The organism is Pseudomonadota bacterium, from assembly GCA_022361155.1.
Lineage (GTDB): Bacteria > Myxococcota_A > Polyangia > Polyangiales > JAKSBK01 > JAKSBK01.
The window spans coordinates 1-6,367 of the sequence record JAKSBK010000447.1 but is presented as its reverse complement, the minus strand read 5'-3'; the positions used below and the strand labels follow the sequence as shown (position 1 = coordinate 6,367).

Sequence of the window (6,367 nt, the reverse complement as noted above, 5' to 3'; positions counted from 1 at the left end):
TTGACCGGAGCGCCCTGGACATCGACTACGCGGCCGTCGACGTTACCCATGCGCGGCTTGGCCGCCAGCTCGCAGCGCTGGCTGACCACGCCGCCCTCGTCAGGAACCGCTGCCAGGCAGGTTCCTGGCTCGTAGTCCGGATGGCTCAGCTCCATGGCCACTTGACCTGGTTCGAACTCGTAACTCGTGAAGGCTCCGGCCCCGTCCGTCACCAGCGGTGAGAACTCGCTGCCAGTGAATTTCACGGTGGCACCGCTCACCGGTGTGCCGGGGCCCTTCTCGACCACTACGCCGCTTATCCTGCCCTTGGGTGGGGGTCTGGTTTCGATTTCAACCGTGCGTTCAACGACCCGCACCGGCCGCGGCACCTTGGTGGGTGCCACTTCGAAGCCGGCGTGGATCGAGGCGCCGGCCCAAGCGTGCAGCAGGGAGTAGCCCGCCTCGAGCTTGATCGTGAACTCGGGGACAGGTGCAATTCGGATCGCCACGTGAGGTATCAGCGGGAAAAGAAACACATCGGGCAACTGGCCGCGCTGGCTCATGCGCTCGACGCGAGCCTGATAGTGGGCACCACGTTCGCCCGCCGGATCGGAGCGCACGCCCGGGGTGCTGGGCGGCTCGCAATACTGCCGCCGCGGCTCGATCATCGGGGTGTTCGGCGGATCGTTCTGCAGGTGTACCACGGGGTCTTGGGGACCTCTACAGGGATACCACCGGTTGCCCACGTACACGGCTTCGGTGCGCTCGATGTTGCCGATCACGTAGCCGAAGTCAAAGCCCACACCGTATTCGATCGCGAGCCAGTCGGTCAGGTCGCCGGCCCATAGAAACGAAGCCGTGGCGTGCACCAGCCCCAGGTCGCTGAACACGTACTCGGTGTCGTCCCAAGGATCGTTTCTGAGCCGAAAGTAACCATCCGCCCGGTAGTCCAGGTAGCCTCCCCCAAAAACGATGCTGAAACCGTCGCCGAAACGGCGCGTGATGACGAAGCCTCCGGCGTGGTTATCAATGAATGGGGCTTGGTCAAAGAAGATCTCCTGAAAGGGATCCGGGATCATGGTGTAGCGGTAGTAGCCTCCGAACAGCCACACCCCGCCAGGAATGATATCGAAGGCCTCGTCACCGAGCGCCTCCTCGACCACCTCTTCGGCATGACGTTGCCCCCCAAGCCCGCCATGTTGAGCATGCGCCACAGTCCCGATCGCGGTCCACAGCGCAAGTGCAACGAAGCTTATCAAGGACGTGACACGCATTGGCTACCCTACCTCCAGATCGACCGACGACCGTCCGGGGCGACGCAGCGCCGCCGGACAATGGCAGACGACAGGGACGCTCGCTTGATGGTCCAGCCCTGTCAACCGCTGCAGTGCGAATAATCCTCAAAGGATTCACGAATGAGCTTCGGTGATACAATGAACCGAGAGCAAGGCAGCGTCCCCACTGTAACCTTGTCGCAACGGTGTGATATCCATGCGCTTCGGGTCGTGCGCCGCCGCGCCGAGACCTGGACCCCGCTGGCTCGAGCCGCGTTCACCCGAACCACCGGATCGACTACGGCCTCGATCGGGACCGCGGCGGGCTGGGCTGCGTTGACGTTGTGGCTCTGCTCGCACGTGGGATCGTCGAGCCTAAGGCGTCGGGTATCCATCCCGCCCGGCGAACTGCCGCCAGGGGACATTGATGGCGGCGCAAGGCGGGTGCTGTCGTGCTTGCTTGCCGGCGCCGATTTGACGATGGTCGAAGCCATGACCTAGGATGCGTCCGGGTCGCCACGCTGTGTAGGCCAGGAGCATGGAATTCAAGGTCGGGATCGCGTGTGGCCGCTGTGACACCTTCAGCCTCCTGGGCGTGAGAGCCTGTCCAAGTTGTGGCCACGACCTGGCGTTGGCCGCGTCCAAGCAATCCACCTCGTCGCGGGAGCAACTGATGGAGCAAGCCCGGAACTACGTCTGTAACAAATGCTCGAGCGCGGTACCTTTGGGCCACAAGTTCTGTGGTAGCTGCGGAATGGCTGTCCCGGACGAGATCGCCGAGTTCAGGGCTGAGTACTTCGGGACGATGCAGGCCCCGGGCAAGGCGCGACTGGTCGTTATTCGCAGCGGCAGCGACACCAACATGAATGGGCTCAGCTACGCGCTCAACGGCGAGCAGCACGTTGCGGGTCGCAGCCAGGGGCAGGTTCTTTTCCCGGAAGACGCCTGGCTCAACCCCCGGCACGCGAGCTTCGTCTACGAGGGCATCAAGCTCATGGTACGCGACGAAGGAAGCGTCAACGGTGTGTTTCTCCGGCTAAGACGGCCGGCATCGCTCACGTCGGGCGATGTGTTCCTGTGCGGGCAGCAGGTGCTGCGCGTTGACGAGACTCCGGCCGGCGGGGGTCCGGAGATCGAGGACGGCGTGTACTTCTATGCATCGCCCAAGCATGCCAGCTCGTTCGCCGTGACGCAGCTCGTTGAAGGTGGTGCGGACGCGATGGTCCGCTGTTGCCGAGATGACGTTGTGGAGATCGGACGCGAGGGCACCGACATGAATTTCCCCAACGACGTGTACATGAGCGGCCGGCACGCTCGCGTCGAGAAGACCAAAGAGGGCCAGCTCGTGCTCAGCGACTCCGGCTCCCGCAATGGCACCTATTTGAGGATTTCCGGACCCGAACAGCTCGAGCACGGCGACTACCTGTTCCTGGGCAAGCAGCTGCTGCGGATCGAGATCACCGCGTAGCACCTGCGGCTGGAAGTCCGTTGCGGGAGCGTTCCCACGCGCAGGCGTTCAGGCCCCAGGCAGCCGTCGCCCAAGCAAAGACCCCCATGAACGGTTACGTTCCCACCGATTCTTCTGTCCCGGCTTGCTGGAGCCCAGGCTGGCAGCTGTAGTAGCCTGAGCGAAGCCAGGAGAGTGGATTGGCAGACCGGCGACGGCGCCAGGGTGAAGGGGCTTTTCACAGCCGCCGCGCCGCGGGGGCTCGGGCAGCATGTGGGCTGCTGGCCGCACTGATCTGCGCGTGCGGCAGCGACATCGGCCAGAAGAAGCGGGGTGAGCCCTGCACGCGGGATCAGGAATGCGAACGGGGTCTGGTATGCGTGGCCGGCATGTGCGACAGCGCGGCCCGGGACGGAGGCTCCGGCTGACCGATGCGAGCCAATCCTCTTCCGCGGGCCCTGAGGCGTCGGGCCAAGATAACCTGGCCACGACTCCGATCCATCGCGTCCGGCGACGTTGCGCCGCCTTCAAAGACAGGGAGTATTCGCGCGGCGGCGGCGCGCCTTGCCGGCCGCGCGCCTCGAAGCCGATCTGACCAGGTTATTGCGACCCGACGCCTAATCCTAATCGGTCGCACGGGACAGCGCGGGGGCGAGGATCATCAGCCCGCACATCGCGAGTGCGGCCGCGGCTGCAAACGCTGCCCCGGGAAAATAGACGGGTGCTTGAGCGGAGGAGAAGTAGCTGAAGAGCCGGGTCATCATTGGTGGCGCCACTACGGCTGCCAGACCACCCAAGCTCGAAAGCACGCCCTGCAACTCGCCCTGAGCGTCGACCGGCACCCGACTAGACATCAGCCCCTGGATGGCCGGCAAGGCCAAGCCACTCAGCGACCACGGCACCAGCCAAGCGTACATCATCCAACCCTGGGTCGCGAACGCGAAACCCAGATAGCCGACGCCGGCGAAGGACACACCGACCAGGGCGGCCGAGCGGCGACCCAAGCGTGGAATGGCGATACGAGTCAAGTACCCCTGCACGAACGCCAGCAACAGACCCGCAGCGCCGAGCGAGTACCCAATGTCACGCTCGGACCACGCCAGCTTCTGAATCGCAAAGTAGGACCAGGTGCTCGGATTGACGAAACTCGCCAGCTGGTAGAGCAGGACCGCGACGACCAGCCCGAGCATCCTGGGATAGCGGCCGAGCTGCAGGAGCGCACCCACCGGATTGGCACGCGCTAGCTGGAATGCACGCCTGCGTTCCCTTGGCAGCGTCTCCGGCACCACCAGCAGCCCATATAGCCAGTTCATGAGCGAAAAGGCAGCCGCCGCATAGAACGGCACGCGCGAGCCATACTGGCCCAAAACCCCACCGATCACAGGCCCCAGGATGAAGCCGGAGCCAAAAGCCGCTCCGACGAGCCCAAAATCCTGCGCGCGCCGGTCCGACGCGCTGACGTCCGCGATGAAGGCATTGGCCGTGCTGTAGGTGGCACCCGTGATCCCCGCCACGATACGACCGAGAAACAACCATCCCACACTGGGCGCTACAGCCATCACGAGGTAGTTGAAACCGTAGGCTGCCAGCGAAGCCAGCAGCACCGGCCTGCGTCCAAAGCCGTCGCTGAGGTTGCCAACGATCGGCGAAAACACGAATTGCATGGAGGCAAAGGTAAAGAGCAGCCAACCCCCGTAGAGCGACGCGGCAGCCACGCCCTCGCCCGTAAGCTCCATGATGAGGTCCGGCATCACAGGGATGATGATGCCGAGCCCGATCGAATCCAGCAGGACCGTGATGAGCACGAAGAGCAGACCGCGGCGTGGTTGGTTCGGGGTCATGACGGAGCCGTACGCGGCAGGGGCCAAGTACTATCGCACCAGCCCGGGCTTGGCACCCGCACTTGGCAACCGATGCGGGCTACGGCTTGAGCGGCCGGCGGTCCTTGCCGTCGAAGCCGGGTACGAACACAACGTACGCTTCGCTGGCGGCGCGCTGTGCGTTTTCGGCCCAGTGAGCCTGGCCCGCGGGAATGTCGATCACGTCGCCGGTTTCGACGCTGCTGACATGTTCTCCAAGGTGCATGTTGACCTTGCCGCTCAGCACGAACACCGTCAGATCGTGGTAGTCATGCACGTGGGGCTTTTCGGCTCCGTTGAGCCGCACCACGTGGTGGCTCGATTGACCCGTGTTGCGCAAGGTTCGGATAGCGAGCTCGCGAGCTTGCTCGTTCTTGGTCCATCGGATCGGCCGCCGCTGCCCGGCGGCGACGATTTGGTACGCGGTTCGTTTCGCCCCGTTGGACCCGGCGGAGTCCACGGCTGGAGTGCGGCAGGCGGTCAACCAGACAAGCAGTACGATGGCCCGATGCATGTCCAGATTCTACCCTGCACGAGCTCGCTATGGATGGTCTAGTGGTTGTCGACGCACGCTACGTGGGGCCGAGTCCCAGCGGGATCGGCACCTACGTCCGCGCCCTGCTCGATCGCGTGCCTGCACTGGCACCGGACCTCGCCTTTCACTTCTGGAGGCATCCGAGCGCACCGAGCGCGTTGTTCGATGCGCCCAACGTGAGCTCGACCGTGGTTCGCGCCCAGGCCAACGGACCCTCCACCTTGCTCTGGCCGGCCAGGCTTGATCGGTTCCCGAACGAGGGCCTGCTCCACATGCCCTACAACATTCTGGGTCGAGGTGTACCGCTGCCGGCGGTCGTCACACTGCATGACGTCATGTGGCTTGAGCAGCCGGAATGCTGCGATCCCCGACCGTGGCTCAGGCCCATTCGTCAGGCCTTCTTCGCCGCCGGGATTCGGCGTGCGCTTCGCACCGCTGAACGCATCTTGACGGTCTCCCAGGCCTCCGCCGACGACATCGTGCGTCTCGAGCCGTCGGCCGCACCCCGCATCCGGGTGACGCCGAACGCCTGCGGTCCGGAATTCCGTGCGCCGAACGACCCCCGGGCGGCGCAACAGCGCGCCTCGGAGCTGCTTGCCACGGACGCACCGTTTTTCTTGGTGGTCGGCCTCAACCAACCTTCCAAGCGCCACGCCGACGCCGTGCGCGCCTTCGCGGCCATGGGCAAGCCAGGCGAGCGTCTGGTCCTGATTCAGCGGCGCGCAGCCGGGCGCGGACTCGATCGGCTGGTACGAACCCTTGGCGTGTCAGACCGCGTGCTGTGGCAGCCCGCCCTGCCCCGACGAGACCTGATCGCGCTGCTGCAAAGCGCTTGCTTGCTGGTCCATCCTTCAAGCGCCGAGGGCTTCGGGATCCCCGTGCTCGAGGCCATGGCCTGTGGCTGCCCCGTGCTCGCGAGCGACATCGCCACCCTGAGGGAAGTGGCCGGCGGCGCCGCCGTCCACTTCCCGGTGGGCGACGTCGAGAGCCTGGCAACCGCCTGGCGCGCGCTCGCTGACGATCCCGCAAGGCGACAGGAACTGCGCGCGCAAGGCCTGCAACGCGCCACCCAGTTCAGCTGGGACCGCACCGCGAGGCTGACCCTCGAAGTCTACCGGGAGGTGCTGGAGGGTTAGGGCCCGCGGAAGAATAACTCATCCATCTCACCGGTTCCGACCACCGCTGGCTATGTTGCGCCTCCTCGAAATATCCCCAATATTCCTCGTCGTTGCGCCTTGCCAACGGCGCCCGGCCCTCGGCGATACAGACGAGT

7 protein-coding genes are annotated in these 6,367 nt (G+C 65.0%); 4 read left to right on the top strand and 3 right to left on the bottom strand.

Going from position 1 to position 6,367, the window contains the following annotated elements:
* Nucleotides 1-1,253 (bottom strand): carboxypeptidase-like regulatory domain-containing protein (locus MJD61_16890; protein ID MCG8556939.1); only part of this gene is annotated, 1,253 nt, incomplete at its 3' end.
* A 141-nt stretch (nucleotides 1,254-1,394) separates the two neighbouring features.
* Here MJD61_16890 and MJD61_16885 point away from each other — a divergent pair.
* The 3 genes from MJD61_16885 (at nucleotide 1,395) to MJD61_16875 (ending at nucleotide 3,128) form a co-directional block, all read left to right on the top strand.
* Nucleotides 1,395-1,754 (top strand): hypothetical protein, encoded by a 360-nt coding sequence (locus MJD61_16885; protein ID MCG8556938.1) that lies wholly within the window; start codon nucleotides 1,395-1,397, stop codon nucleotides 1,752-1,754.
* Between the two features lie 37 nt (nucleotides 1,755-1,791).
* Nucleotides 1,792-2,721, top strand: a complete 930-nt coding sequence (locus MJD61_16880; protein MCG8556937.1) for an FHA domain-containing protein — start codon at nucleotides 1,792-1,794, stop codon at nucleotides 2,719-2,721.
* Nucleotides 2,722-2,900: 179 nt separating this feature from the next.
* Nucleotides 2,901-3,128: a hypothetical protein gene (locus tag MJD61_16875; protein MCG8556936.1), complete on the top strand. Its 228-nt coding sequence runs from the start codon at nucleotides 2,901-2,903 to the stop codon at nucleotides 3,126-3,128.
* 195 nt (nucleotides 3,129-3,323) lie between these two features.
* On the opposite strand, the gene MJD61_16870 is transcribed toward MJD61_16875, so the two are convergent.
* Both MJD61_16870 and MJD61_16865 read right to left on the bottom strand, forming a co-directional pair.
* Nucleotides 3,324-4,541 carry a TCR/Tet family MFS transporter gene (locus tag MJD61_16870; GenBank protein MCG8556935.1) on the bottom strand — a complete coding sequence of 406 codons (1,218 nt, stop codon included), beginning with the start codon at nucleotides 4,539-4,541 and terminating at the stop codon, nucleotides 3,324-3,326.
* A gap of 79 nt (nucleotides 4,542-4,620) precedes the next feature.
* Nucleotides 4,621-5,073 carry a cupin domain-containing protein gene (locus MJD61_16865; GenBank protein MCG8556934.1) on the bottom strand — a complete coding sequence of 151 codons (453 nt, stop codon included), beginning with the start codon at nucleotides 5,071-5,073 and terminating at the stop codon, nucleotides 4,621-4,623.
* Between the two features lie 29 nt (nucleotides 5,074-5,102).
* Here MJD61_16865 and MJD61_16860 point away from each other — a divergent pair, with 29 nt between their 5' ends.
* On the top strand, nucleotides 5,103-6,230 hold the full coding sequence (locus tag MJD61_16860) for a glycosyltransferase family 4 protein (protein MCG8556933.1): 1,128 nt from the start codon (nucleotides 5,103-5,105) through the stop codon (nucleotides 6,228-6,230).
* The last annotated feature ends 137 nt before the right edge of the window (nucleotides 6,231-6,367 follow it).